Source organism: Citrobacter sp. wls710, from assembly GCF_005281115.1.
GTDB lineage: Bacteria > Pseudomonadota > Gammaproteobacteria > Enterobacterales > Enterobacteriaceae > Citrobacter > Citrobacter werkmanii.
This window is the reverse complement of record NZ_SZXD01000035.1, coordinates 21,010-45,549: the sequence shown is the minus strand read 5'-3', so window position 1 is coordinate 45,549 and position 24,540 is coordinate 21,010. Positions and strand designations below refer to the sequence as shown.

The following is a 24,540-nucleotide window of genomic DNA, read 5'->3' as shown; positions in this document are numbered from 1 at the left end:
GTAAATTCCGTTACTTAACCCATCCTTTTTGCTTCAGATAATCTGCTGCAACTTTTTTTGCATCCAGCCCCTCTACGGCAATACTGGCGTTAAGCTGCTGGAGCGTTTTTTCATCCAGACTGGCAAAAACAGGCTGCAGCCATTCTTCCATTTGCGGATAGGCCTTGAGTACCGACTCACGTACCACTGGCGCAGGCGCATAAATCGGCTGAACGCCTTGCGGATCGCTTAACGTTTGCAGCCCCAGCGCGGCGACCGGACCATCGGTGCCGTAGGCCATCGCGGCATTGACGCCGGAGGTTTGCTGCGCTGCGGCTTTAATCGTCACGGCGGTATCCCCCCCGGCCAGTGATAAAAGCTGATTCTGATTCAGTTTAAAATCATAGGCTTTTTCAAACGCGGGCAGCGCGTCCGCACGCTCGATAAACTCCGCAGAGGCGGCCAGTTTGAAGGTGCCCCCCTCTTTCAGGTAGCGCCCTAAATCTGCAAGCGAAACCAGTTTATTCTTTTCGGCGACATCCTGGCGGACCGCAATGGTCCAGGTATTGTTGGCGGGCGCAGGCGTTAGCCAGACCAGTTTATTTTTCTCTGCGTCCAGCTTTTTCACTTTGTCGAAACCAGCCTGCGCATTTTTCCACGCCGGATCATTCTCATCTTTAAAGAAGAAGGCGCCATTGCCGGTATATTCCGGGTAGATATCCAGCTCGCCGGATGTAATCGCGCCACGTACCACTGGCGTAGTCCCCAGTTGCACCTTATTGACGGTTTTCACGCCATGGCTTTCGAGCACCTGCAAAATAATGTTGCCGAGCAGCGCCCCTTCGGTATCAATTTTTGACCCAACCGTAACGGGCGACGCGGCCTGCAAGGGCATACTTATCGCGGCTAACAATGCCAACGACCCTACCCCAAACTTTGAGATTATCATGCTGTGCTCCTCATCCTTTTGCGGCCCTTTTCAGAGACTTGAGGAAAAAGCATAGTCGAAAAATCAGGCCTTAACCTGGCAATTGGGTAGTAACACTGAGAGTAATTAGCAGTAAGGCGATAAAAAAATCCGGCAAACCCAAGGTGAATTTGCCGGATAGCGTTATTTCATAGACCAGATAAGCATTGCGCCATCAGGCATGATGCGTGGCTTTCTTCATCAACTACAGCAGTTCAAATTCACCCTGCTTCACTCTGGCGGAATCCACGCCGATAAAGACGTTAAATTTACCCGGTTCAGCATCGTATTTCATACGCTGGTTCCAGAATTTCAGCGCTTCGATATCAATCGGGAAGCTGACGGTCTGCGTTTCACCCGGTTTAAGATTCACTTTCTTAAAGCCTTTCAGCTGTTTTACCGGACGGCTCATTGAAGCGGTCACATCCTGCAAATACATCTGAATCACCGTCGCACCTTCGCGCTTGCCGGTGTTGGTCACCTGGACGCTGGCCGTCACTGTCCCGTCACGTTTCATCGTCGGTGCAGAGAGTTTCACATCCGAAACGGTAAAGGTAGTGTAGCTCAGGCCATAGCCAAAGGGATACAACGGACCGTTTGCTTCGTCAAAATAACGCGAGGTGTACTTATTCGGCTTATCGGCGTTATACGGACGACCGGTATTGAGATGGCTGTAATAGACCGGGATCTGTCCGACAGAGCGTGGGAAAGACATCGGCAGCTTGCCTGATGGGTTGTAATCGCCAAACAACACATCGGCGATGGCGTTACCGCCTTCCGTCCCGGCAAACCAGGTTTCGAGGATCGCATCAGCTTGTTGATCTTCCTTAACCAGCGCCAGCGGACGTCCATTCATCAGCACCAGCACCAGCGGTTTACCCGTTGCTTTCAGCGCGGCAATCAGGTCACGTTGGCTCTGCGGAATAGTAATGTCCGTACGGCTGGAGGCTTCATGCGCCATTCCCTGTGCCTCACCGACCACCGCAACCACCACATCAGACTGTTTCGCCGCATTAACGGCTTCATCAATCATCGCCTGCGGCGAGCGCGGGTCAACTTTCACCGCCTCTTCATACAGGTTCAGGAAGTCGACAATGCCTTTATCGTTGGTGATATTAGCCCCTTTGGCGTATACCACTTTACCCTGCTCGCCAATGGCATTTTTAATCCCTGTCAGCACCGTGACCGACTGATCGGCAACCCCGGCTGCGGACCAACTGCCCATCACATCACGCTTGCTGTCGGCCAGTGGCCCGACAACCGCCACGGTGGCGGATTTTTTCAGCGGCAGCGTGTCGAGGCGGTTTTTCAGCAGCACCAGGCTTTCACGCGCCACTTCACGCGCTTCTTTACGGTGCAGGCGGCTTTCGGCGTTGGTATCCACCGGATCAGATTCTTTGGCTCCCAGATGGCTGTACGGATCGTTAAACAGCCCCATATCATATTTCACGTTCAGCACGTGACGAGCAGCGTCGTCAAGCTCCGCCATTGTCACTTTGCCTGATTTAATCAGCCCCGGCAGGTATTTGCTGTAATACTCATCGCTCATACTCATGTTGATACCGGACTTGATAGCCACGCGTACCGCATCCTCAGGATCGGAGGCGGTGCCGTGCTTAATCAGTTCCTTAATCGCGCCGTGATCGGAAACGGTGATGCCTTTAAAGCCCCACTCATCGCGCAGCACGTCTTTCAACAGCCAGGCATCCGACGTCGCCGGCGTACCGTTAAGCGAATTAAGTCCTACCATCACCGCGCCGCTACCGGCATCCAGCCCGGCTTTGTACGGCGGCATGTAGTCATTAAACAGACGCTGCGGGCTCATATCGACGGTGTTGTACTCTTTCCCGCCCTCTACCGCGCCATAAGCGGCGAAGTGCTTGACGCTGGTCATTACCGAATAGCGATCGGCAGGGCTTTTCCCCTGCATCGCTTCCACCATGGTTTTACCCATCGTGGAGGTCAAATACGTGTCTTCGCCAAACCCTTCCGATGCCCGGCCCCAGCGAGGATCGCGGGAGACATCAACCATCGGCGCCCAGGTCATGTTCAGGCCATCATCGGCAGCTTCATACGCTGAAACGCGACCGACGGTTCTGACCGCATCGAGATTAAAGGAGGACGCCAGACCGAGGCTTATCGGGAACACGGTACGCTGGCCGTGCAATACGTCGTAGGCAAAAAAGAGAGGAATTTTCAGGCGGCTGAGTTCCATCACCTGATCCTGCATTTTGCGGATATCCTGGCGTGTTACGGTGTTAAAAATTGCCCCAACCTGCCCGTCTTTGATCATCTCGCGGATGGCTTCCTTCGGATTATCAGGCCCGACGCTGATTAAGCGTAATTGACCAATTTTCTCATCCACGGTCATCTGTTTGAGTAAATCGGTAACAAATGCATCCCGCGCTTCTGGCGTTAGCGGATGGTTACCAAACAGAGTGTCCGCCAGCGCGGGTTGCACCGCCAGACTCACCGCAACACCTACAGAACATAGCCATTTCATGTTGATTCTCTCTTTATTTTTTCCTGACGCATCAGCGAAAATATAACAAAAACCGCAATTTGCCGTAAGACTAAACGGGAGCGCTAAAGAAAGCTAAGGTTATTCTCCTAATTTTCAAAACCAGCGTGAATCAATGAAAGACAAGCCAGAGACAATATGAATGAGAAAGCGTATTGTCATACAAAGCGCTATGCTTGTTCCTGATATTGAGTCCCACCACAAGGAGTGGAGAATGTCTTCCATTACAACAGATAATAAAGCTTTCCTGAATGAATTGACCCGCCTGGTGGGTCATTCGCACCTGCTCACTGAACCCGCTAAAACCGCCCGCTATCGCAAGGGATTTCGCTCCGGCCAGGGCGATGCACTCGCCGTCGTTTTTCCGGGCTCGCTTTTAGAATTGTGGCGCGTCCTGAACGCCTGTGTCGCCGCAGACAAAATCATTCTGATGCAGGCCGCCAATACCGGCCTGACCGAAGGCTCTACGCCAAGCGGCAATGATTATGACCGTGAGATTGTTATTATCAGCACCCTGCGTCTTGATAAGCTGCACGTCATCGGCAAAGGCGAACAGGTGCTGGCCTGGCCTGGAACAACGCTTTATTCGCTGGAAAAAGCGCTCAAACCTTTTGGTCGTGAACCGCATTCAGTGATCGGTTCCTCCTGTATCGGCGCTTCCGTGATTGGCGGCATTTGTAACAACTCCGGCGGCTCACTGGTGCAACGAGGCCCGGCCTACACGGAGATGTCACTGTTTGCGCGTATTGATGAACAGGGCAAATTGCAGCTGGTTAACCATCTGGGCATCGAGCTTGGTCAAACCCCAGAGCAGATCCTCAGCAAACTCGATGACGAGCGCATCAAAGATGACGATGTTCACCACGACGGACGTCATGCGCACGATCACGACTACGTGACCCGCGTCAGAGATATTGAGGCGGATACGCCCGCACGCTATAACGCCGACCCGGACCGCTTGTTTGAATCGTCCGGTTGTGCCGGAAAGCTCGCAGTTTTCGCCGTGCGTCTGGACACTTTCGAAGCCGAAAAAAATCAGCAGGTCTTTTATATCGGCACCAACCAGCCTGAGGTGCTGACGGAGATCCGCCGTCATATTCTGGCGAAGTTTGAACATCTGCCGGTTGCCGGTGAATATATGCATCGCGATATTTACGACATCGCTGAGCAGTACGGCAAAGATACGTTCCTGATGATAGACAAACTCGGCACCGACAAAATGCCGTTTTTCTTCACCCTGAAAGGCCGCACCGATGCGATGCTGGAAAAAGTGAAATTTTTCCGTCCGCACTTCACCGACCGGGCGATGCAGAAGTTTGGCCATTTATTCCCCAGCCACTTACCGGCGCGTATGAAAAGCTGGCGCGACAAATACGAGCATCACCTGCTGTTAAAAATGGCCGGTGGCGGCGTGGCTGAAGCGCAAAACTGGCTAAATGAGTTTTTCAAAACGGCAGAGGGCGACTTCTTTGCCTGTACGCCGGAAGAAGGCAGTAAGGCGTTCCTGCACCGCTTTGCGGCGGCTGGCGCGGCTATTCGTTACCAGGCCGTTCATGCGGATGAAGTAGAAGATATTCTGGCGCTGGATATCGCGCTGCGTCGTAACGACACCGAATGGTATGAACATCTGCCGCAAGAAATCGACAGTCAGCTGGTGCATAAGCTCTATTACGGGCACTTTATGTGCTATGTATTCCATCAGGATTACATCGTTAAAAAAGGCGTGGATGCTCATGCGCTAAAAGAGCAGATGCTGGAGTTACTGCGCGAGCGTGGGGCACAGTATCCGGCGGAGCATAACGTCGGACACCTATACCAGGCGCCAGAAACCTTGACCCGCTTTTACCGCGAGAATGACCCAACCAACAGTATGAACCCGGGTATTGGGAAAACGAGTAAGCAGAAGTTCTGGAAAGAGTCGTAGGCCCGATAAGCGTAAGCGCCATCGGGCACGTTGCCGGGGGCGCTTCGCTTGCCCGGCCTACGGTTTAATCGTTCTGCGCGGTTTGTTCACCCGTAGCTGAACCTGCCGCCGCCATCTGCGCCGCTTTTTGCTTTTTGTAGCTCAGCGCTGCCGCCGGAACCGGCATCACCTTGCCGGTTTCAATCCAGGTGCGTAAACGGCTGGCATCGGCAAAGTGGGTATATTTCCCAAAAGCATCCATCACCACCAGCGCCACCGGTTTGTTATTAATCACCGTGCGCATCACCAGACAGTGGCCCGCCGCATTGGTAAACCCGGTTTTAGTTAACTGAATATTCCAGTTATCGCGATACACCAGATGGTTGGTATTACGGAACGGCAATGTATACGCCGGATTGGCAAACGTCGCCATATCTTCACGCGTAGTACTTAGCTGACCAATCAGCGGATACTGTTTGCTGGCAATCAGTAACTTCGTTAAATCACGCGCGGTTGAGACGTTATGAATCGATAACCCGGTCGGCTCCACAAAACGGGTATGGGTCATGCCCAGCGCTTTCGCTTTCGCATTCATCGCCTTGATAAACGCGTTATAGCCGCCAGGGTAATGATGTGCCAGACTGGCTGCCGCACGGTTTTCAGATGACATCAGCGCCAGTAACAGCATGTCTTTACGGCTGATTACACTGTTCAGCCGTACGCGAGAGTAAATTCCTTTCATCTCAGGCGTCTGACTGATATCAACTTTCAGTTTTTCATCCAGCGGCAGTCGCGCATCAAGCACCACCATCGCCGTCATTAATTTGGTAATCGACGCAATCGGACGCACCAGATCCGGGTGGTTCGAATAGATAACCTTGTTGGTATTCAGATCAACAATCATCGCGCTACCGGACGCTATCTCAGGTTGAGAAGCCGCTACGGTAGGTGCCGTTTTCGCCACGGCTTGGGGTGCAAAAGGAACGGCCAGCACCAGGGCAAGGCTTAATAATGAAACTCGGAATTTCAGCATGATGAGATTTCTGATAAGGGTTCACGCACGTCACAACGCACACCGCCCGAGATTAAGTATTTTCTCAGGCTAGCTCAGGCATCATAGCGATCCGGCAGGTTTGCCGCTACAGGAGAATCGTCTCGAAATGCTGCGTTGCTGACTTTTACGTCAACAACGCAGCGCAGAGGAGTTTTACAGATCAGAATAAGCGATAGCCGTAACCCCACAGGATTACCGTAATCGCCAGCAGAACCTCCAGTACCAGCACACCAATAGCCAGCGTGGAACTGGAAAAACTTAACCCTTCCTCGCGAGTGATATTCAGGAATGTCGGAATACCGAGATAGAGTAAATAACCGGTGTAAAACAGCGCGATAGTTCCAACCAAAGCACACAGCCAGACCAGCGGATAAAGTGCGACCAGACCGCTTAAAAACAGCGGAGTCGCGACATATCCGGCAAAGACCATACAGTGCGCCAGCGACGGACGCTGCGGGTAATTACGCGCCATCCACCAGATAACCCGGCCCATGACAGCCACGCCCGCCAGCATCACGCCGTAAAACAGAATGGCCAGCGCCAGTCCGGTCAACAGGGATAACTGTAGTATGTTGCCGTCGCCAAAATTCCAGCCGATTTGTGTGGTACCGATAAACGCGCAAACAACCGGGATTGCCGCCATCAGCAGTACATGATGGGTATAGTGATGCGAAACGCTTTCGTTTTCGCTGTTGATCACGTGCATTTCACGATCGGGATGGGAAAACAGCCCCCAGACATGGTTCATACCGCCCCCTTCTTGTCAGCTCCGGACCTCAACACTTCAAGTATAATTCAGCTTTTGATTATTTTATGTACACAGAGAAAATACCGGATCGCTACGGCGCAATGTCAGTTAATTAACGAAGTAGAGTAACCGTCACGATAACTGAGAGCGGAACATCCGGAGGTAATGAATCTGATACCTCCGGCGTATTGTGACGTTCACCCTATGTTTATCACTTCTCTGAAACGATACTGTCTGTGAACGTGTTAAGGGTACTATCGCCGTACCCTTAACAATCCCGGCTCCCGGCGGGAAAATTGCCACTTCGTGGTTCCCTCCGCTCATTCCTCCAGGCTTCCGGGCCGGGCGCGAGGTAGCGTCCCTGTAAAGCGCGCCCTGAACCCGCATCCCTGCGGGTTCTCCCGGCCTTACGGAAACACGTCGGCAATTTTCAGCCGGACCAGTCTGGGAAAATTGCCACTTCGTGGTTCCCTCCGCTCATTCCTCCAGGCTTCCGGGCCGGGCGCGAGGTAGCGTCCCTGTAAAGCGCGCCCTGAACCCGCATCCCTGCGGGTTCTCCCGGCCTTACGGAAACACGTCGGCAATTTTCAGCCGGACCAGTCTACACCTGACCATTTGCGTTTTTTGTTTAAACAGCAAAACAGATTTAACTGGAAGTCAGAGCGTTGAAGCGATGACTCCGGTCCGGCTGAAAATCGATGAGGCGTTGACGGTTGACCGGGTCTGCCCGCAGGGAGGCGGGCAGAGGGGACGGCCTGCATGGACGCAGGCTCGGCCCCGACCCGACAGGCAGACGGCATAAGACGAATAACTCGCGCAGCGACGATTTTCCCGCCGCGAGCCTGGGATGCAAGGGAGGCGGCGGTGAGCCTCCCTTGCACGTTCACGAGTAACGGCGTTTCAGAGAAATGACACCGCGGAGGTGAACGGAACCCTGAGCCAGAATCACATATCCTTCATAATACTTAACTGACAAGCATTAGAACGCTACGGCGCGGCTTTTCCGGCATCAAATATTCATAGGGTGTATGCTATAAGCGGTGGAGGTCATACAATCGTATGGATATAAATCATTATGTTGCGCAATACGGCTATGCCGCATTAGTGATTGGCAGTCTGGCTGAAGGGGAAACCATTACCCTGTTAGGTGGCGTCGCGGCCCATCAGGGAGTACTTAAATTTCCGCTGGTGGTGCTCTCCGTCGCGCTGGGCGGGATGATTGGCGATCAGTTGCTCTATTTACTCGGACGTCGTTTTGGCGGCAAAATTCTGCGGCGTTTTTCGCGTCATCAGGCAAAAATTGATTACGCGCAGAAGATGATCCAACGGCGTCCTTATCTGTTTGTGGTCGGCACGCGTTTTATGTACGGTTTTCGCGTTATTGGCCCTTTGCTGATTGGTGCCAGTCACCTGCCACCGAAGATCTTTTTACCGCTCAATATTCTCGGGGCGCTGGTGTGGGCGCTGATATTTACCACCCTGGGTTATGTGGGGGGAGAAGTCATCGCGCCGTGGCTGCACAATCTCGACCAGCACATTAAGCACTGGATATGGCTGGTTCTGGTGATTGTACTGGTGGTAGGCGCACGCTGGTGGTTAAAAAAACGTAGCAGCAAGAAGACGGCCCGGTAGAACGGTATCTACCGGGCAGGTGTGTTACGACGCGTGGTAGCCGCCGCCCAGCGCGCTGGTCAACTGAATGGAAGCATCCAGCCACTGGCCTTGCAGTACCAGACCGTTGCACTGCTCACGTAACGCCGGGATCTTCGCTTCGCTAACTCGCGAACCCGCAATAATACCGGCGTTAAATCGCGCCTGCGCAAGTCCCACCACACGCTGTGCATCATGTTCGATCTGCTGCTGATGCTGATTCTTCTGCGCCAGTGTTTCCACCTGCGAAGCTGCTCGCGCCACGTCATTCACCGCATCTACCACGGCTTTGTTGTAATTCGCCACCGTCAGGTTGCTTTGCGCTTTGGTGATATCGAGATTGGCATTCAATCTGCCGCTGTCAAAAATAGGCAGCGTGAGTCCGGCTGTGACACCCATCTGCTGCGCGGAATGGCGGAACAGATCGCTCAGATGTAACGCATCCTGTTGTAAAAATGCCATCAAATTCACGTCAGGATAAAACGCAGCTTTCGCCGCATCAATGCTGCTCAGGGATGATTCAATATACCAGTGCGCGGCCTGTAAATCCGGTCGACGGGCCAGCAGCGAATAGCCTAACTGGGACGGGAGCTGGCTTTCTACGGTAGGTAACTTACTGGTATGCAGTTTCAGAACGGTAGACTGTGAATTAGTCAGGGCGCTCAGCCGCGCCTCAATCACTTTCATTTTGCCGTTAACATCGTTCAGTTGCTGATCCGTTTTACTGGAATCGATATCGGTCTCAACGCCTTCCACCGATGAGGTAATGCCGTTTTGATACAGTTGACGATCGACGTTAATAACGTTCTGTTGCTCATTTTTAATCTGCGTCAGCACGCTTTTCAGCGCCGCCTGCGTCTGCCATTCCCAGTACAGACGTGAAACGCCGCTCGCCAGCAACTGGCGGGTTTGTTCACGCTCAGCTTCTCGCGCTTTAACGGTCCCAATACGCGCCGTCACTTCGGCCCGATTTTTCCCCCACAGATCCAGATTCCAACCGGCGGTTAAACCAAAGGTCCCGTTGGTGTACCACGGGCCTGTCGTTCCGGCGGCAGGATCGGTAATGGCAAACGGTCCCATCAGCCCTTCAGCTGACATTCTCTGACGCTCAACGTCCGCAGAGAAATCGATCTCCGGGCCATCCTGCGCCTCAACGGCCTTCGCCTGCGCCTCCGCCAGTTGAATGCGCTGTTCCGCTACCTGCATATCAGGAGAGTTTCGCAACGTGCTGTCAATCAGCGCATTAAGCTGAGGATCGTGGTATGCCTTCCACCATTGGCTGTCCGGCCAGCCATTTTTTAATGCCGCAGGTAATGCGGAATCGACGTTCACAGCAGGGGTCTGCTGTGACAGAGACTGACGGTCATCATGCATAGGCGCACAGCCTGCCATCAGAATAAAAAGAGGCAACAATGCCGTCGCGGCAAAAACAGAATTACGATTCATGGAGATATACAGGTAAGAAAAGATGCGCAGAGAGTACGACTTGTCGCTGTTACTTTTTTAGTTACGCGTGGCAATACATCTTTGGCAATAAAAATATATAATCAGAAAAATATACACCACACAAATAACACAGTTTAAATAATTTTAATAATTTATAGATGGAAACCTTATGTCACAGAATATTTATGACGACCCGGAATTCTTTGCCGGATATGCCACACTGGATCGTTCAGTAAAAGGGCTTGATGGCGCACCGGAATGGCCAGCAATACAAGCTATGCTCCCCGCTCTGCAGGGTAAAAACATTCTCGATTTGGGCTGCGGATATGGCTGGTTTTGCCGCTACGCGCGCGATAATCATGCCGCCAGCGTCGTGGGGCTGGATATCTCACAAAAGATGTTAACCCAGGCGCACAATATGACTCACGGCAATGGCATCGTCTATCGCCGTGAAGATCTCGAAACGCTTACTCTCTCACCGGCTTCTTTCGACCTGGCTTATAGCTCCCTTGCCCTGCATTATCTACACGATATTGAACGATTATTCGTAACGATTTACCAGGCATTAACACCGGGAGGTATGTTAGTTTTCTCTGCCGAGCACCCGATTTATACCGCACCGCTTAATCAGGGCTGGATAAAAGACAAAACCGGGCAGCTGTCCTGGCCGGTTAATCATTATCAACAAGAAGGCGAGCGTATCAGTAACTGGTTTGCTGAAGGCGTTAAAAAACAGCACCGTAAGCTGGCGACCTGGATTAACGCGCTCATTGCCGCCGGATTCGAAATAGTGTGTGTTGATGAATGGGGCCCTTCTGCTCAACAGATTGCTGAAAACCCGGCGTTGGATGAAGAAAAAGAGCGGCCAATGGTGTTTTTACTGAGCGCACGTAAACCAGCATAACAGCACCGCCAGGCAGAATAGTTGATACTTTCCTATACTCATTCTGAACTTACCAAAAAAAGGAAAGTTAATGAAAATTCTGCTGTGGATTATTCTAATTATTTTTCTGATTGGGCTGTTGGTGGTAACGGGCGTGTTTAAGATGATTTTCTGATGTCGTTATTTCGCCCTGGCCTGATAGCAGAAATGTCAGGCTATCATTCTCTCTGATGCCGGATGGCGGCGTAAACGCCTTATCCGGCCTACCAGAACTGATGTCAGGCGGTAATCTTGATGGCCTGAATTGCCCGAGCGATATCCGGTGAATTGTTTAACGCGCGAATCTCCTGAAACAGTGCTGTTGCCTCTGAATATTCTTTACGCAAATACCCTAACCACTGCTTAATACGCGCCACATGATACAACCCTGTGTCACCCTGCTTTTCGAGACGGGTATATTTTTGCAACAACCTCACCACATCAGGCCACGGCATTCGCGGCTCGTTGTACTTCACCACGCGGCTCAGGTTCGGGATATTTAACGCGCCACGGCCGATCATCACCGCATCGCATCCGCTGATGGCCATACAATCCTGGGCGCTCTGCCAGTCCCAGATTTCGCCATTCGCGATAACCGGAATGGTAAGTCGCTGGCGAATTTCACCAATCGCCTGCCAGTTAATATGCTCGGCCTTATAGCCCTGCTCTTTGGTACGACCATGCACCGCCAGTTCGCTGGCGCCAGCCTGCTGGACGGCATCGGCAATTTCAAACTGCCGATCGCTGTTGTCCCAGCCCAGGCGCACTTTCACCGTCACCGGGAGATGGTCCGGAACCGCCTCGCGCATGGCTTTTGCGCCGCGGTAGATAAGTTCTGGATCTTTCAATAACGTCGCGCCACCGCCGCTGCCGTTGACCAGCTTCGACGGGCAACCGCAGTTCAGATCGACACCGTACGATCCCAGTTCTACCGCGCGGGCCGCGTTCTCCGCCAGCCACTGCGGGTACTGGCCCAACAGCTGTATGCGCACCTGCGTACCGGATGGCGTGCGGCTGTTGTTATGCAGTTCCGGGCAGAGCCGATGAAATACTTTTGCCGGCAGGAGCTGATCCACCACGCGCACAAACTCCGTGATGCACAGATCGTAATCATTCACTTCAGTCAGCAGTTCGCGCACCAGGGAATCGAGCACGCCTTCCATCGGCGCCAGTAAAACACGCATATCGTCACCCGCAAAAAAAGAGGCGCTATGGTAGCGCCTCTGTTCGGGAGATTAAAGAGGCTCAGCGCGGCAACAGACAGTTATCTTCTTTCCAGCCGTACAGCCACTCCATACCGCGATAAAACTCCGCCTGTGATTTGCCTTGCCACAGCAGATTACGCACCTGGCGCTCGACGCCCGCAGCGTGATAAACGCGGCCCATTTCGCGCGTCGACCAGACAATCCGCGCCGTACGCGGAATGCGCACCGACTCATACAGGGCAAAGGCATCAGCCGCATCGCCGTCACACTGCTGTAACGCCTTACCGAGCGTGACAGCATCTTCCAGCGCCATACAGGCTCCCTGCGCCATATATTGCGCCACCGGATGCGCGGCATCACCCACCAGCGTAATGCGGTCGGTGCCCCATTTCTCTACCGGCTCGCGGTCAGCAGTGGCCCAGCGCCGCCATGATGTCGGTTTATCCAGCATCTGCCGTGGACGTGGATGAATACCGGCAAAATAGGAGAGCACCTCCTCTTTACTGCCATCCTTCACGCCCCACTCTTCCTGCTGACGACTATGAAAGGTCACCACCAGATTGTATTGTTTGCCGCCGCGCAGCGGATAGTGCACCAGGTGACAGTGCGGTCCGGCCCACAACACCGGCGCGTTAATGCGCAAATCTTCCGGCATATCATCGCAATCAATCACCGCGCGATAGACCACGTGCCCGGTCACGCGTGGCGCATCGCCAATCAGAGACTGACGGACAACCGACTTCACCCCGTCACAGCCGACCAAAATATCCGCCGTCCAGCTGTTGCCATGCTCGTCAAATACCGTCACGTCATTCTCGGTCTGGCGAATATCAACCACGTTAGTTGAAGTGCGATACTCAACGTTGGGATGAACCAGCGCCGCTTCCCACACAGAAGCATGAATATCCACCCGATGGATAACCGCATAAGGACCGCCAAAGTGATCGCGGAACGCCTGTCCGGTTTCAATACGCACGACTTCCTGCGCATTTACCGCATCCATCATGGTGATATGATCGGTAAAAACGGCGCGCTGGCGGGCAACCTCTCCCACACCAAGGCTGTCGAGCGCAGAGAACGCGTTTGGTCCGAGCTGAATGCCCGCGCCAATTTCACCAATCTCATGCGCTTTCTCCAGCAACATCACTTTGATTCCCTGACGGGCCAGCGATAACGCGGTCGCCGCGCCGCCAATCCCACCACCCACGATAATTGCGCGTGTCACTTTAGCCATTGTCGTTCTCCTTATCAGGCTGGAATTTTGTCTTGTTGGTTCTCGGGCGCGGCGGCGATAAACGCCGGAAGCTGGGTACAGGCATCATAGACCGCCTTGCACCGTGGATATGCGCTCAAATCGCAGCCCATACGTAGCGCGTTCGCCCATTGCGGGATCAGGCAGCAATCCGCCAACGTCGGCGCATCACCCACACAGAACGCCCCCGAATGACTCTGGCGCAGCATCTGTTCCACTGCGCTTAACCCTTGCTGGATCCAGTGCGCATACCAGCGTTTTTTATCCTCTTCACTGATCTTTAACTCGTCGCTCAGGTAGCGCAGAACCCGCATGTTATTCACTGGATGGATATCACAGGCGATGGCATAGACAATTTCCAGCACCCGACTGCGCATCGGGAAGTCAGCAGGCAGCAGCGGCGACTGCGGAAAGTGGCTATCCAGCCAGTCGGTTATCGCCAGCGATTGCCCAAGCGATTCTCCGGCGTCGGTCACCAGCGTCGGCACCAGCCCCAGCGGATTCATCCGCCGGTAGGCCAGCTCGTTCTGCTGACCGATGCGAATGTTGACGCCTACCGTCCGGTAATCGAGCCCCTTCAGCGCCAGCGCGATACGCACGCGATATGACGCGGAGCTATTAAAGAAACTGTACAGCTTCATCATCCACCTCAGACAATCTTCACGGCGATGGGGGTTAAACCGTCTACGTTGCCGGTGATCACATCACCTTTCACTACCGCCCCCACGCCTTCCGGCGTACCGGTGTAGATCAGATCGCCCGGCTGAAGTTCGAAAAATCCGGACAGATAGCTAATGGTTTCATTCACAGACCAGATGAGGTGGCGAATATCGCTCCGCTGATGATCGTCGCCGTTAACCTGCAGCCAGATAGGCGCATTGTTAACATCTACGCTTTCACTGGCTTTATGCAGCGGCGCGATGGGCGCAGAGAGATCAAACGCTTTGCCGATTTCCCACGGACGCCCCATCTGGCGCATCTCCATCTGCCTGTCGCGACGGGTCATATCCAGACCGGTGGCATAGCCCCAGATATATTCGTGCGCTTTTTCCAGCGGTATATCGCTGCCCTTTTTACCAATCGCCACCACCAGCTCTATCTCATAGTGATAGTTATCGGTCTGCGATGGATACGGCAGTTCAAGGGTTTGACCAGCCGCCACCGGAACCACCGCGTCGGCAGGTTTACAGAAGAAGAACGGCGGTTCGCGATCCGGGTCAAAGCCCATTTCACGCGCGTGTGCGGCATAGTTGCGCCCCACGCAGTAAACGCGGCGCACGGGAAATTGTTCATCACTACCAACCACCGGAACGGTAACCGGCGCTTGTGGTTCGAATACGTATTGCGTCATTTTCTCTCTCCCAAATTAATAGCGTGCTTCACGGAACAACCCCAGCGCTTCCTGAACCGGTCTGTCCGAAAAACTGAATAAGACGGCATCTTCGCTGGCCTGGAACGACACACCGTGCCAGGTCGGCACCACGAAGATATCTTTTGGCGAAAAATTGAAGGTTTCGTTGCCGATGGTGACCTGTCCGCTTCCTTCCACCACATGGTAGATAGTGCTGTCAGTGGTACGCGCCATCCGTGAAGAAAAGCCCTTCGGCAACAGTTGCAGGAAGGTCCCCATTGACGGCATGGGATAACCGCCGGTTACCGGGTTCACGTAGCGCATCTTGTAACCATCCCACTCATCGGCCTCGCCCAGGCGGGTCAGGTCATGCAGTGCTTCACGGCTACGATCGTAGCGATAGTTGAAAATGGGCGATGAATTACCCTTTTGATGACGCAGCGGCAGCATATTGGCCGCATAGCGCGGTAAATAATCCCCTTCCTTGCGCGTGACCGGCTGCTGATCTTCCGGGTAGTCTTCCGCAAAGCCGCAGCCCAACAGATTCACCAGCGGCAGATCCAGACCGTCCAGCCACACTACCGGTTCGCTGCCTGGGTTGCCGTGATCGTGCCAGCGCCACTGCGGCGTCAGAATAAAATCGCCTTCATGCATCTGGGTGCGCTCGCCATCGACGGCGGTAAATGCCCCTTTCCCTTCGACAATAAAGCGCAGCGCAGACTGATTATGACGGTGGCTCGGTGCAACCTCGCCCGGCATAATCAACTGTAATCCCGCGTACAGCGTCGGGGTGATTGAAGACTGTCCGCGCAGCATTGGGTTTTCCAGCACCAGCACGCGGCGAATCGCCTCTTTCGCGCCAATCAGATCGCCGCTTTCCAGCAGTAGCGGGCGGATCTCCTGATAGTTCCAGTACGCAGGCGCGCAATGCGCGTTCGGCGTTGACGGCACCAGCCGATGTAGCGACTCCCACAGCGGGGTCAGATTCTGCCCGGAAATATGCTGGTAAAACTGCTGACGGCTGTTCTTAACATCCTGATTCAGTTCAGACATAGGGATTCTCCTTATTCATTCACGATGCCTGCGCGTGGCAAGGCGTCAGGGACAGAGGCCGACTGGCGAACAACAACCGTCAGCAGCGTAAGCATCACCGCGCTGATGGCCGCCGGAACGGCAATAATGAAAAACAGGTTATCGAATGAGAAATTCATCGCCATCATCACGCCGCCGGAGAGCGAACCGACAATCGCGCCGCAGCGGCCAATCGCATTAGACCAGCTAACGCCCGTGGCCCGACTCTGCGTCGGATAAAGGGTGGCGGTTAACGCATTAAGGCCCACCTGAGAACCGCTGATGCCGATACCGGTGCCAAAAATCGCCAACGCCATCAGCCACAGACCGTTTTCGCTCAGGCCAATCATGACGATACACACCGCCCCCAGTGCATAGCTCACCGCCAGCACGCGGAAAGGATTGTATTTATCCATCAGTACGCCCAGCGCCAGCGCGCCTAACGTACCGCCAATCTGGAAGGCCGCGGTCACCCAGGAAGCGTGTTGCAGGTCGATTCCGCGATGGTTAAGCAGCGTTGGCATCCAACTGGAGAGCAAATAAATAATCAGCAGGCTCATAAAGAACACCACCCATAACATCAGGGTAATGGGCAGTTGTCGCCCGACGAACAGCTGGCGGATACTGCCTTTGGCAATCGATGAACTCTCGTTGAGATAAAAATGGGTATCGTCATAACGTTCGCGGGTAATCGCGCTGACGGTTCTGGCAATCACGTTTTGCGGTAGCTGGCGACGAACCTGCCAGCGCGGGGATTCCGGTAGCGCAAACAGCAGAGCGACAAACAGCATGAGCGGTAAAACGCCGCCCAGCACCAGAATGCCGTGCCAACCGATGACCGGCACCAGTTGAGCGCTGACGATGCCGCCCATAGCCGATCCGAGCGTAAAGCCGCAGAACATCATGGTGACCAAGGCGCCACGTCGACGGGCTGGCAGGTATTCCGACGTCATGGTGATGGTATTAGGCATCGCGCCGCCCAGACCTAACCCGGTAAGGAAACGCAAAATAACCAGCGTTTGCAGATCGGGCGAAAAAGCAGAGATCAGACTCAGCGCGCCAAACAGCGCCACGCAAAGCTCAATCACCCGTTTACGGCCAAAGCGATCGGACAACGGGCCGCAGAGCAACGCGCCAGCAGTTAGCCCCAGCAGTCCTGCGCCAAAAAGCGGCGCCAGATCTCCGGCAGTCAATTGCCAGTGAGTGCGTATATCGGGTGCGATAAAACCAATAGCCGCGGTATCAAAACCGTCGAGCATGACAACCAGGAAACAGCAAATAATCACGCGCCACTGCGTCTTACCGACGGGGGCAGAATCGATCAGTGCTTGTAGATCACGTTGTTGAGTCATAGTGAATGCCTCAGTGCAGGTAAAGTAGATGTCTGTTTTGTTTTAGGTATGTTGCGACTTTGTATGTTTGGAGATGAAATGTACAATGGCTTTTCATGCAGAGGCATAACCTGGAGGTTATAGCAAATGGCTAACTGGGCACAGAAACTAAAGTTGCACCACTTGCAAACGCTGGTCGCGCTAGGGGAACAGGGAAATTTGACTCACGTCGCCCGGATGATGAATATCACCCAGCCTGCATTGTCCAAATGGTTATCACAGCTCGAAGATGAGATTGGCATCACGCTCTTTGAACGTCACAGCAAAGGCTTGCGTCCTTCCGAAGGCGGCAAGCTGTTACTGCAGCATGCTCAGCGCCTGATCAATGATATGGAGCGTTCGCAGTATGAAATTGCCCGTTTCAAGCAAGGCGGTCTGGTGGGAAGCCTGAAGATTGGCTGCTCGCCGGTGGCGACCGACTGCGTTTCACAAGCAATACTGGGTTTGCTTACGGAGCTACCCACTTTGCATCTCAATATTGAAGAGAAAGTGATGACCCCGTTACTGCACGATCTTCTGGCGGGTTCAGTGGATGTCGTCGTCGGTCGCGTTGGCGGCCGGGCGCTCCAGTTGCCGCTCAATTACCAGGTGCTGTATACCGAGCCGGTCTGTTTTGTCGCCCGCCCCGACCATCCGCTGGCAAAATATCCCCTGCTCACCTGGAACGATCTGGCTAACTGGCGCTGGATTGTCTGGCCGACAGGCACCCCCATTCGGATTAGCATTGACAACGCGCTGGTCGATAATGGCGTAATGCTGCCGGAAAACACCATTGAATCAGCGTCGATAAACGTCAGTACCAACCTGCTGCAAAGTAGCGACATGGTTTCTATTCTTTCTCTGCGTCTGGCACAGCGTTATGCCGCTCAGGGACAGTTGGCTATCCTGAATCTGCCGAAGATTGAACAAAAAGGCAGCGTAGGCGTATTCTGGCGCAACAATGAAACGCCCACCACCGCCCTGAATCGCTTTTTGTATTACCTGGCGCAGGTTTAGCGCAGTCATTTGCGCAATGTTCCAGATGTCTATTTCCTCTATGCTTAGAATTCATGATGTGATCGGTAGCACGTTTTGAAGTTTAATTGTATGATGAATCAGTCTCGTCAAGGGTTTCAATTATGAGCAAATCACTGAACATTATCTGGCAATATTTGCGCGCATTCGTCCTAATCTATGCCTGCCTCTATGCAGGTATTTTTATCGCTTCGCTGCTGCCGATCACGATTCCGGGCAGCATCATCGGCATGCTGATTCTGTTTGTCTTACTGGCATTGCAGGTATTACCGGCAAAATGGGTTAATCCCGGCTGTTATGTCCTGATTCGCTATATGGCCCTGTTATTTGTCCCGATTGGCGTGGGGATCATGCAGTACTTTGATTTGCTCCGCGCACAATTTGGCCCGGTGGTGGTGTCATGCACCATCAGTACGCTGGTTGTTTTCCTCGTGGTGAGCTGGAGCTCACACCTTGTACACGGTGAACGCAAAATTGTTGGCCAAAAAGGTTCGAAAGAATGATGACGTATATCTGGTGGTCGTTACCCCTTACTCTCGCAGTATTCTTTGGCGCACGTAAGCTGGCAGCACGCTTTAAAATGCCGCTGCTGAATCCGCTGCTGGTCGCGATGGTGGTGATTATTCCCATTCTGATGCTGACCGGAATTCCCTACGATCACTATTTCAAAGGCAGCGAGGTGCTGAACGATTTACTGCAACCTGCCGTGGTCGCGCTGGCCTATCCGTTATACGAACAGCTGCACCAAATTCGCGCGCGCTGGAAATCAATAATCGCTATCTGCTTTGCCGGGAGCGTCGTGGCGATGGTTACCGGCACAACAATCGCCCTGTTGATGGGCGCATCACCGGAAATTGCTGCGTCAATCATGCCGAAATCGGTCACCACACCTATCGCTATGGCGGTGGGAGGCAGTATTGGTGGCATTCCGGCCATCAGCGCGGTGTGCGTCATTTTCGTCGGCATTCTCGGGGCGGTATTTGGTCATACTTTACTGAATGCGATGCGCATTCGCACGAAGGCCGCGCGAGGACTGGCAATGGGTACCGCTTCGCACGCCCTGGGAACCGCGCGTTGCGCAGAACTGGATTATCAGGAAGGCGCGTTTAGCTCTCTGGCGCTGGTCATTTGCGGCATTATCACCTCGTTGGTCGCCCCGTTCCTGTTCCCGGTTATTCTGGCAGTGGTCGGCTAACCTTCACTTTTTGGTTATTTATTTGCGATGCGTTGCACATTTTTCATTTAAGTTTCATAAGTTGCACACACAATGAGATTTGGATCACATATAAAGCCGTAACAGGCCCGTAAACTACGATTCCATTACATTGTTATGAGGCATCGCCATGCATCCACGTTTTCAAACTGCTTTTGCCCAACTCGCGGATAACTTGCAATCAGCCCTGGCCCCTGTTCTGGCGGATACGCATTTCCCCGCCATGCTGACTGCTGAGCAGGTCTCTTTGCTGAAACGCGAATCGGGACTGGACGAAGACGCGCTGGCATTCGCTCTGCTGCCGCTGGCTGCGGCCTGCGCACGTACTCCGCTTTCCAACTTCAACGTGGGTGCGATCTCTCGCGGCATTAGCGGCACCTGGTACTTCGGTGGCAACATGGAGTTCCTGGGCGCAACAATGCAGCAAACCGTTCATGCCGAGCAAAGTGCCATCAGCCACGCCTGGCTGCGCGGTGAAAAAAGCCTCGCCGCCATCACCGTTAACTACACCCCTTGCGGCCACTGCCGCCAGTTTATGAATGAACTGAACAGCGGGTTGGATTTACGCATTCATCTGCCGGGGCGCGAACCACACGCACTGCGCGACTATCTCCCGGACGCGTTCGGGCCAAAAGATCTCGACATCAAAACGTTACTGATGGACGACCAGGATCACGGCTTTGCGCTGCAGGGCGACGCGCTGACCCAGGCGGCAATTACCGCCGCCAACAGATGCCATATGCCGTACAGCAAATCGCCAAGCGGCGTGGCGCTCGAGTGTAAAGACGGGCGAATTTTCAGTGGCAGCTATGCAGAAAACGCCGCCTTTAACCCCACCCTCCCACCGCTGCAAGGCGCGTTAAACCTGTTGAGTCTGAACGGTTACGACTATCCGGACATTCAGCGCGCAGTGCTGGCTGAAAAAGCCGATGCGCCGTTGATCCAGTGGGATGCGACCTCCGCTACCCTGAACGCGCTGGGCTGCAACAATATTGAGCGCGTGCTGCTCAGTTAAATCATAAAGCCCGGTGGCGCTGCGCTAACCGGGTTACAGTGACTAAAATCCCCTCAATCAGACTGCTGTTTCTTGCGCTACGTCTTCCGGTACAGTAGCCTGATTGAAATTCCACCCAAATAACGAGTTTTCTGCATGTTAAAGCGCGTGTTTTACAGCCTGTTAGTCCTGTCAGGCCTGCTGCTGTTGACTGTGCTTGGACTCGACAGATGGATGAGCTGGAAGACTGCCCCCTATATCTACGACGAATTACAGGATTTACCCTACCGCCAGGTCGGTGTGGTCCTGGGTACGGCAAAATACTATCGAACCGGCGTTATCAACCAGTATTACCGCTACCGTATTCAGGGCGCATTGAACGCCTATAACAGCGGCAAGGTTAACTATCTGCTGCTGAGCGGCGACAACGCGCAGCAAAGCTATAACGAGCCCATGACGATGCGTAAGGATCTGATTGCCGCAGGCGTCGATCCGGCTGACATTGTGCTTGATTACGCCGGGTTCCGTACACTCGACTCCATCGTGCGTACCCGTAAGGTATTCGATACCAACGATTTCATCATTATTACTCAGCGATTCCACTGTGAACGCGCCTTGTTTATTGCGCTGCATATGGGCATTCAGGCCCAGTGCTATGCGGTACCTTCACCAAAAGATATGCTTACCGTGCGGGTACGCGAATTCGGCGCGCGTTTTGGCGCACTCGCCGATCTCTATATTTTTAAACGTGAACCCCGTTTTTTAGGCCCACTGGTGCCCATCCCTACTATGCATCAGGTACCCGACGATGCGCAGGGGTATCCAGCGGTTACGCCTGAACAATTACTCGAATTGCAAAAGAAACAAGGAAAATAAGCATGGATGTACAAACCCTCTTCGTCGTGTTGGCCTTTCTGCTCATTCCTGTGTTTTGTTTCCGTGAGGCCTGGAAAGGTTGGCGCACCGGGGCCGTAGATAAAATTAAGAAAAATGCACGCGAACCGGTATACGCTTATCGCAATCAAGAACCCCTGCAATTTTGGTCCTATGTGTTGGTTTATGCCGGATGCGGATGTTTATCCTTCGGTATGGTTATTTACTTAATTTTTTATCGATAAAGATATTATCTTTATATTAGTGTTTGAGAATAGCTAATATTATGATAACGGTTACCATTTCAAAGTAAGGGATTAATGCTGCCCGTTAGCATTTCCCGCCAACACTCTTCTATTTGTGAATCCTTTCACAGAATACTCTTCCTGCAGTGCTTAGCCTTAAGAATAGCCTTTCGATTTTTATATTTTGTTATTAACGGTTTGCCTTAATTTACTCACGCATTAAGGAAGAAAATATGCCACAACAAAATTATCTGGATGAGCTCACGCCTGCTTTTACTCCATTATTAGCCATTAAAGAGGCTTCCCGCTGTTTATTATGTCACGATGCCCCCTGTAGCCAGGATTGTCCGGCGCAAACTGACCCCGGAAAATTTATTCGCTCCATTTATTTTCGTAATTTTAAGGGTGCAGCCGAAACTATTCGTGAAAATAATGCCCTTGGGGCAGTATGCGCCCGGGTATGCCCAACCGAAAAGTTGTGCCAACGCGGGTGTACACGCTCAGGCATTGATAAGCCGATTGATATTGCACGTCTGCAACGCTTTATTACCGACTTTGAGCAGCAGACCGCAATGAAAATTTATCAGCCCGCCACAAAAACACAGGGCAAGATCGCCATCATAGGCGCAGGCCCGGCAGGATTACAAGCCAGCGTAACGCTGAGCAATCTGGGCTATGACGTCACTATCTATGAAAAGCAGGCCCAACCTGGCGGCTGGTTACGCTATGGCATTCCAGAGTTTCGTCTGCCGCATGCTGTTTTAGATAACGAAATTGCTCGTATCGTTGAGATGGGCGTAACCATCAAATGCAATTGTGAAGTCGGCCATGCCCTTTCCGTTGAGCAACTCAAAACAGAATACCGCGCCGTACTGGTTACCGTAGGGATGTCTTACGGTTCAACGTTACCGCTGTTTGAGAAGGCCAATCACGTTGAAATTGCCGTCGATTTTCTGCAACGAGCCCGGCAAACCAGCGGCGATATTACCGTCGCGCAAAGCGCATTGATCATCGGCGGCGGCGATGTCGCGATGGATGTCGCCAGCACGTTGAAACTACTGGGCTGTCCGTCAGTTACCTGTGTCGCCCGTGAAGAACTGGCCGATTTCCCAGCCAGCGATAAAGAGTTCAGCAGCACACAAGCGTTAGGGGTATCGATTATTGACGGTTTCACGCCTGTGGCGGTTAGCGGAAATCGGGTTACTTTTAAACACGTTCGCCTGCCGGGAGAACTGACGCTTGAAGCCGAACATATTATTCTCGCCGTTGGTCAACATGCTCAACTTGAAAATTTCACCGCGTTAAAACCACAGCGCAATCTTATCGATACGGATAATTATCAAACCGCCGATCCCGCTTTGTTTGCCGCGGGCGATATTGTAAAAGGCGATAAAACGGTGGTTTACGCCGTGAAAACCGGAAAAGAAGCCGCTCAGGCCATTCATCACTACTTAGAGGGAGCTTGCTCATGTTAACGAAAGATCTTTCTATTACTTTTTGCGGCGTCAAATTCCCCAACCCGTTCTGCCTCTCTTCTTCTCCGGTGGGCAACTGCTATGACATGTGCGCCAAAGCCTATGATACCGGCTGGGGCGGGATTGTTTTTAAAACCATCGGTTTCTTTATTGCGAATGAAGTCTCCCCACGTTTTGACCATCTGACCAAAGAAGATACCGGCTTTGTTGGCTTCAAAAATATGGAGCAAATTGCCGAGCATCCGCTGGAGGAGAATCTGGCCGCGATCCGCCGACTGAAGCAGGACTACCCGGACAAGGTCCTGATTGCGTCGATCATGGGAGAAAATGAGCAGCAATGGCAGGAGCTGGCCCGTCTGGTTGAAGAAGCGGGTGCAGATATGATCGAGTGTAACTTCTCGTGCCCGCAAATGACCTCACATGCCATGGGCAGCGATGTGGGGCAAAGCCCTGAGCTGGTTGAAAAATACTGTCGGGCGGTTAAACGCGGCTCTACCCTGCCAATGCTGGCTAAAATGACGCCAAATATTGGTGATATGTGCGAGGTGGCGCTGGCGGCAAAACGCGGAGGTGCCGACGGTATCGCGACCATCAATACGGTTAAATCCATCACCAATATCGATCTGAACCGGAAAATTGGGATGCCCGTCGTCAACGGTAAATCCAGTATTTCCGGCTACTCCGGCAAGGCCGTTAAACCTATCGCCCTGCGATTTATTCAGCAACTGCGCATGCACCCTGAACTGCGCGATTTCCCAATTAGCGGCATCGGGGGAATTGAAACCTGGGAGGATGCCGCTGAGTTTTTACTGTTAGGCGCGGCCACGCTGCAGGTGACCACCGGGATCATGCAGTATGGTTATCGGATTGTGGAGGACATGACCAGCGGGCTGTCGCATTACCTCGCCGATCAAGGGTTTGACTCACTGGAGGAGATGGTGGGCCTTGCCAATGCCAATATCATCCCCGCAGAAGATCTTGACCGTAGCTACATCGTCTATCCGAACATCCATCTCGATAAATGCGTGGGCTGTGGTCGCTGCTACATCTCCTGCTATGACGGTGGGCATCAGGCGATGGAATGGAATGAGCAAACCCGCACCCCACACTGTGACACGGAAAAATGTGTGGGATGCTTGCTGTGCGGCCACGTTTGCCCGGTCGCCTGTATCGACCTGGGTGAAGTAAAATTTAAATCCGGAGAGAAAGAGCACGCGTTAACATTATAACGCTGACAAAAAAGCCGGTGCAGATTGCGCTGCACCG

The 24,540-nt window shown here is 53.1% G+C and carries 23 protein-coding genes; 12 read left to right on the top strand and 11 right to left on the bottom strand.

Annotated elements, in window-relative coordinates; all coding sequences use genetic code 11:
* Positions 1 to 10 precede the first annotated feature (10 nt).
* Entirely contained in the window at positions 11 to 928 is a 918-nt protein-coding gene (gene osmF / locus FDX14_RS16840) for a glycine betaine ABC transporter substrate-binding protein OsmF (protein WP_069323457.1), read from the bottom strand.
* 223 nt (positions 929 to 1,151) lie between these two features.
* The gene (gene bglX, locus FDX14_RS16835) at positions 1,152 to 3,449 is read right to left on the bottom strand and encodes a beta-glucosidase BglX (RefSeq protein ID WP_137349901.1); all 2,298 of its coding nucleotides are present in this window, start codon (positions 3,447 to 3,449) and stop codon (positions 1,152 to 1,154) included.
* Positions 3,450 to 3,681: 232 nt separating this feature from the next.
* Here bglX and dld point away from each other — a divergent pair, with 232 nt between their 5' ends.
* Positions 3,682 to 5,391 carry a D-lactate dehydrogenase gene (dld, locus tag FDX14_RS16830; protein WP_061382056.1) on the top strand — a complete coding sequence of 570 codons (1,710 nt, stop codon included), beginning with the start codon at positions 3,682 to 3,684 and terminating at the stop codon, positions 5,389 to 5,391.
* Between the two features lie 64 nt (positions 5,392 to 5,455).
* On the opposite strand, the gene pbpG is transcribed toward dld, so the two are convergent.
* The gene (gene pbpG, locus FDX14_RS16825; protein WP_038641951.1) at positions 5,456 to 6,403 is read right to left on the bottom strand and encodes a D-alanyl-D-alanine endopeptidase; all 948 of its coding nucleotides are present in this window, start codon (positions 6,401 to 6,403) and stop codon (positions 5,456 to 5,458) included.
* Positions 6,404 to 6,584: 181 nt separating this feature from the next.
* Positions 6,585 to 7,172: a Yip1 family protein gene (locus tag FDX14_RS16820; RefSeq protein ID WP_038641953.1), complete on the bottom strand. Its 588-nt coding sequence runs from the start codon at positions 7,170 to 7,172 to the stop codon at positions 6,585 to 6,587.
* Between the two features lie 1,059 nt (positions 7,173 to 8,231).
* Here FDX14_RS16820 and FDX14_RS16810 point away from each other — a divergent pair.
* Positions 8,232 to 8,804: a DedA family protein gene (locus tag FDX14_RS16810; protein ID WP_038641956.1), complete on the top strand. Its 573-nt coding sequence runs from the start codon at positions 8,232 to 8,234 to the stop codon at positions 8,802 to 8,804.
* 24 nt (positions 8,805 to 8,828) lie between these two features.
* On the opposite strand, the gene mdtQ is transcribed toward FDX14_RS16810, so the two are convergent.
* A complete protein-coding gene (gene mdtQ, locus FDX14_RS16805; RefSeq protein ID WP_137349900.1) occupies positions 8,829 to 10,268 on the bottom strand; it encodes a multidrug resistance outer membrane protein MdtQ in 1,440 nt (479 codons plus the stop codon).
* Between the two features lie 169 nt (positions 10,269 to 10,437).
* Here mdtQ and FDX14_RS16800 point away from each other — a divergent pair, with 169 nt between their 5' ends.
* Both FDX14_RS16800 and yohP read left to right on the top strand, forming a co-directional pair.
* Positions 10,438 to 11,172: a class I SAM-dependent methyltransferase gene (locus tag FDX14_RS16800; RefSeq protein WP_061382058.1), complete on the top strand. Its 735-nt coding sequence runs from the start codon at positions 10,438 to 10,440 to the stop codon at positions 11,170 to 11,172.
* 70 nt (positions 11,173 to 11,242) lie between these two features.
* On the top strand, positions 11,243 to 11,326 hold the full coding sequence (yohP, locus tag FDX14_RS25755; RefSeq protein WP_087855921.1) for a small membrane protein YohP: 84 nt from the start codon (positions 11,243 to 11,245) through the stop codon (positions 11,324 to 11,326).
* A 103-nt stretch (positions 11,327 to 11,429) separates the two neighbouring features.
* Here the strand turns inward: yohP and dusC are convergent, their stop codons facing one another.
* The 6 genes from dusC to mhbT all read right to left on the bottom strand — a co-directional run bounded on the left by dusC (position 11,430) and on the right by mhbT (position 17,421).
* Positions 11,430 to 12,374, bottom strand: coding sequence for a tRNA dihydrouridine(16) synthase DusC (gene dusC / locus FDX14_RS16790; protein WP_137349899.1), 945 nt, complete (start codon positions 12,372 to 12,374; stop codon positions 11,430 to 11,432).
* A 61-nt stretch (positions 12,375 to 12,435) separates the two neighbouring features.
* Positions 12,436 to 13,629 (bottom strand): 3-hydroxybenzoate 6-monooxygenase, encoded by a 1,194-nt coding sequence (locus FDX14_RS16785; RefSeq protein WP_042307339.1) that lies wholly within the window; start codon positions 13,627 to 13,629, stop codon positions 12,436 to 12,438.
* A gap of 14 nt (positions 13,630 to 13,643) precedes the next feature.
* Positions 13,644 to 14,288 carry a maleylacetoacetate isomerase gene (maiA, locus tag FDX14_RS16780; protein WP_042307336.1) on the bottom strand — a complete coding sequence of 215 codons (645 nt, stop codon included), beginning with the start codon at positions 14,286 to 14,288 and terminating at the stop codon, positions 13,644 to 13,646.
* A gap of 8 nt (positions 14,289 to 14,296) precedes the next feature.
* Positions 14,297 to 14,998 (bottom strand): fumarylacetoacetate hydrolase family protein, encoded by a 702-nt coding sequence (locus tag FDX14_RS16775; RefSeq protein WP_042307334.1) that lies wholly within the window; start codon positions 14,996 to 14,998, stop codon positions 14,297 to 14,299.
* A gap of 15 nt (positions 14,999 to 15,013) precedes the next feature.
* Positions 15,014 to 16,051 carry a gentisate 1,2-dioxygenase gene (gtdA, locus tag FDX14_RS16770; protein WP_061382062.1) on the bottom strand — a complete coding sequence of 346 codons (1,038 nt, stop codon included), beginning with the start codon at positions 16,049 to 16,051 and terminating at the stop codon, positions 15,014 to 15,016.
* Positions 16,052 to 16,062: 11 nt separating this feature from the next.
* Entirely contained in the window at positions 16,063 to 17,421 is a 1,359-nt protein-coding gene (mhbT, locus tag FDX14_RS16765; protein ID WP_061382063.1) for a 3-hydroxybenzoate transporter MhbT, read from the bottom strand.
* A gap of 126 nt (positions 17,422 to 17,547) precedes the next feature.
* Between mhbT and FDX14_RS16760 the strand changes: the two genes are divergently transcribed.
* From FDX14_RS16760 to preA, 8 genes are all read left to right on the top strand, one after another.
* Positions 17,548 to 18,456, top strand: a complete 909-nt coding sequence (locus FDX14_RS16760; RefSeq protein ID WP_042307328.1) for a LysR substrate-binding domain-containing protein — start codon at positions 17,548 to 17,550, stop codon at positions 18,454 to 18,456.
* Between the two features lie 122 nt (positions 18,457 to 18,578).
* Positions 18,579 to 18,977, top strand: coding sequence for a CidA/LrgA family protein (locus tag FDX14_RS16755; protein ID WP_038641975.1), 399 nt, complete (start codon positions 18,579 to 18,581; stop codon positions 18,975 to 18,977).
* Complete coding sequence (locus tag FDX14_RS16750; RefSeq protein ID WP_038641977.1) at positions 18,974 to 19,669, top strand: CidB/LrgB family autolysis modulator; 696 nt, start codon at positions 18,974 to 18,976, stop codon at positions 19,667 to 19,669. Before FDX14_RS16755 ends, FDX14_RS16750 begins: the two co-directional genes overlap by 4 nt.
* A 148-nt stretch (positions 19,670 to 19,817) precedes the next feature.
* Positions 19,818 to 20,702: a cytidine deaminase gene (gene cdd, locus FDX14_RS16745; protein WP_137349898.1), complete on the top strand. Its 885-nt coding sequence runs from the start codon at positions 19,818 to 19,820 to the stop codon at positions 20,700 to 20,702.
* A gap of 135 nt (positions 20,703 to 20,837) precedes the next feature.
* Positions 20,838 to 21,557: an outer membrane permeability protein SanA gene (sanA, locus tag FDX14_RS16740; protein WP_038641981.1), complete on the top strand. Its 720-nt coding sequence runs from the start codon at positions 20,838 to 20,840 to the stop codon at positions 21,555 to 21,557.
* A 2-nt stretch (positions 21,558 to 21,559) separates the two neighbouring features.
* Positions 21,560 to 21,799 (top strand): DUF2542 family protein, encoded by a 240-nt coding sequence (locus FDX14_RS16735; protein ID WP_061382065.1) that lies wholly within the window; start codon positions 21,560 to 21,562, stop codon positions 21,797 to 21,799.
* Positions 21,800 to 22,032: 233 nt separating this feature from the next.
* Positions 22,033 to 23,274, top strand: a complete 1,242-nt coding sequence (locus tag FDX14_RS16730) for an NAD(P)-dependent oxidoreductase (RefSeq protein WP_061382066.1) — start codon at positions 22,033 to 22,035, stop codon at positions 23,272 to 23,274.
* Positions 23,268 to 24,503 (top strand): NAD-dependent dihydropyrimidine dehydrogenase subunit PreA, encoded by a 1,236-nt coding sequence (gene preA, locus FDX14_RS16725; RefSeq protein WP_042307320.1) that lies wholly within the window; start codon positions 23,268 to 23,270, stop codon positions 24,501 to 24,503. The genes FDX14_RS16730 and preA overlap by 7 nt, the downstream gene beginning before the upstream one ends.
* Positions 24,504 to 24,540 lie beyond the last annotated feature (37 nt).

Bases quoted from the DNA above. Each gene is read 5' to 3' on its own strand.
- osmF (WP_069323457.1), bottom strand. From the start codon at position 928: ATGATAATCTCAAAGTTTGGGGTAGGGTCGTTGGCATTGTTAGCCGCG.
- bglX (WP_137349901.1), bottom strand. From the start codon at position 3,449: ATGAAATGGCTATGTTCTGTAGGTGTTGCGGTGAGTCTGGCGGTGCAA.
- dld (WP_061382056.1), top strand. From the start codon at position 3,682: ATGTCTTCCATTACAACAGATAATAAAGCTTTCCTGAATGAATTGACC.
- pbpG (WP_038641951.1), bottom strand. From the start codon at position 6,403: ATGCTGAAATTCCGAGTTTCATTATTAAGCCTTGCCCTGGTGCTGGCC.
- FDX14_RS16820 (WP_038641953.1), bottom strand. From the start codon at position 7,172: ATGAACCATGTCTGGGGGCTGTTTTCCCATCCCGATCGTGAAATGCAC.
- FDX14_RS16810 (WP_038641956.1), top strand. From the start codon at position 8,232: ATGGATATAAATCATTATGTTGCGCAATACGGCTATGCCGCATTAGTG.
- mdtQ (WP_137349900.1), bottom strand. From the start codon at position 10,268: ATGAATCGTAATTCTGTTTTTGCCGCGACGGCATTGTTGCCTCTTTTT.
- FDX14_RS16800 (WP_061382058.1), top strand. From the start codon at position 10,438: ATGTCACAGAATATTTATGACGACCCGGAATTCTTTGCCGGATATGCC.
- yohP (WP_087855921.1), top strand. From the start codon at position 11,243: ATGAAAATTCTGCTGTGGATTATTCTAATTATTTTTCTGATTGGGCTG.
- dusC (WP_137349899.1), bottom strand. From the start codon at position 12,374: ATGCGTGTTTTACTGGCGCCGATGGAAGGCGTGCTCGATTCCCTGGTG.
- FDX14_RS16785 (WP_042307339.1), bottom strand. From the start codon at position 13,629: ATGGCTAAAGTGACACGCGCAATTATCGTGGGTGGTGGGATTGGCGGC.
- maiA (WP_042307336.1), bottom strand. From the start codon at position 14,288: ATGAAGCTGTACAGTTTCTTTAATAGCTCCGCGTCATATCGCGTGCGT.
- FDX14_RS16775 (WP_042307334.1), bottom strand. From the start codon at position 14,998: ATGACGCAATACGTATTCGAACCACAAGCGCCGGTTACCGTTCCGGTG.
- gtdA (WP_061382062.1), bottom strand. From the start codon at position 16,051: ATGTCTGAACTGAATCAGGATGTTAAGAACAGCCGTCAGCAGTTTTAC.
- mhbT (WP_061382063.1), bottom strand. From the start codon at position 17,421: ATGACTCAACAACGTGATCTACAAGCACTGATCGATTCTGCCCCCGTC.
- FDX14_RS16760 (WP_042307328.1), top strand. From the start codon at position 17,548: ATGGCTAACTGGGCACAGAAACTAAAGTTGCACCACTTGCAAACGCTG.
- FDX14_RS16755 (WP_038641975.1), top strand. From the start codon at position 18,579: ATGAGCAAATCACTGAACATTATCTGGCAATATTTGCGCGCATTCGTC.
- FDX14_RS16750 (WP_038641977.1), top strand. From the start codon at position 18,974: ATGATGACGTATATCTGGTGGTCGTTACCCCTTACTCTCGCAGTATTC.
- cdd (WP_137349898.1), top strand. From the start codon at position 19,818: ATGCATCCACGTTTTCAAACTGCTTTTGCCCAACTCGCGGATAACTTG.
- sanA (WP_038641981.1), top strand. From the start codon at position 20,838: ATGTTAAAGCGCGTGTTTTACAGCCTGTTAGTCCTGTCAGGCCTGCTG.
- FDX14_RS16735 (WP_061382065.1), top strand. From the start codon at position 21,560: ATGGATGTACAAACCCTCTTCGTCGTGTTGGCCTTTCTGCTCATTCCT.
- FDX14_RS16730 (WP_061382066.1), top strand. From the start codon at position 22,033: ATGCCACAACAAAATTATCTGGATGAGCTCACGCCTGCTTTTACTCCA.
- preA (WP_042307320.1), top strand. From the start codon at position 23,268: ATGTTAACGAAAGATCTTTCTATTACTTTTTGCGGCGTCAAATTCCCC.